General features: G+C 38.3%; 1 protein-coding gene. It reads right to left on the bottom strand.

Going from position 1 to position 1,283, the window contains the following annotated elements:
* Positions 1-15: 15 nt before the first annotated feature.
* Positions 16-1,182 carry an IS4 family transposase gene (locus tag LAY57_RS35630; RefSeq protein ID WP_249072226.1) on the bottom strand — a complete coding sequence of 389 codons (1,167 nt, stop codon included), beginning with the start codon at positions 1,180-1,182 and terminating at the stop codon, positions 16-18.
* Positions 1,183-1,283 lie beyond the last annotated feature (101 nt).

Below are 1,283 nucleotides of genomic sequence, written 5' to 3'. Positions count from 1 at the left end.
CTGGGGGGGAGACAACTATAGCTCAAAGGTAGATTGGATAAGGGTTTCGGCTCGGCGACCTCGTTGATAATAAGGTCGTTTATGAGGGCTTAAAGACATCAATTGAGCAGTTTGTTCACTAAATAAATCAAGAGATTCCACCCAAGCATAGCCGTGTAAACCAATATAAAAGCTGCTATGGCGACGTTGCGCCCTTCGTTTTTCTTTCACGCGACCTACGTATTTAACTACTCCCTTAGTTTTGATTTTTTCCCCAGACATAATGGAACTGGTGTAAGCCAAAGTAATCAAGATAATTAAAGCAATTAAGCGGTCATCATTGATGCCCGTTGATTCTAGATTATCACCACCACTTTTATAATCCCTAAACATTTCTTCTATACCAAAGCGTTTTTGATAAGCTGATATAGCTTGGTTCAAATCTTTAAAGTTTGTTAAAATAAACCAAGCTTCTTGGGCTGATTTTTCCCGATAGTTACGCTTCCATTTAGCTGCGATATTGGCTCGCTCGAAGCCTTTAGTTTTAGTTAACTTAACTCCTTGTAGGTAAATGGAAAATCCTGGATTTACACCTAAGTCTTGTAATTTCTGCCAGATGTCTGGGGCTATTTCAATATATTCATTTCGTTTTAATCGTAGACAAAAGTAGGTCTGGGGTTGACTTCTAAGCCATTGGGCTAGGTCAACTGAGCAAAATTCTCTATCCCCTAAAACAACTTTTCTATAATTACTTAATAAGGGCAGAACTCGCGAAAGTACCTCGATCTGCTTGGACGCATTTGTATTGCCTAAGTTTGGCATAACTTCCCAGTAGATAGGGATGGCTCTTTTGTCATAGATGAGACTGACAACTATCAAATTTACCAATCCCCATTGCGTCCGGTCAATGGCAATATATAATACTTGGCCTTGGTCAAAATTATTGGTCAACAAATAACTGAATAATGGCCACCACATTTTTTCGATTGTCAGATGTGGTAACGAGAGAAATCTCTGCAACTTCTTGCGGCGACTTTCAAATAGTATCTTTTGGGGAAATTGATTCGCTAATTCTTCTAACTTTACGATTCGATGCTGCTGTAACATTACAATTAATATCAAGAAAATTAAAAACTCCGCTCTTTTTAGTTGCGTTTTTAGGTGTGAGGTGTAAAATAATGGTAATAAATTCATTTTTTTCATTAATTAGGTCTTCTTGAGAATAGCAGACCTATTTTTTTTTGACAACAAGCTGTAAAACCCGCACGCAGTAAGGGTTTTACAGCTTGTTGTCTCCCCCCCAG

This window comes from Argonema antarcticum A004/B2, from assembly GCF_023333585.1.
Taxonomy (GTDB): domain Bacteria; phylum Cyanobacteriota; class Cyanobacteriia; order Cyanobacteriales; family Aerosakkonemataceae; genus Argonema; species Argonema antarcticum.
Note: the sequence above shows the minus strand (reverse complement) of the source record. Positions and strands in the feature narration are given on the sequence as shown.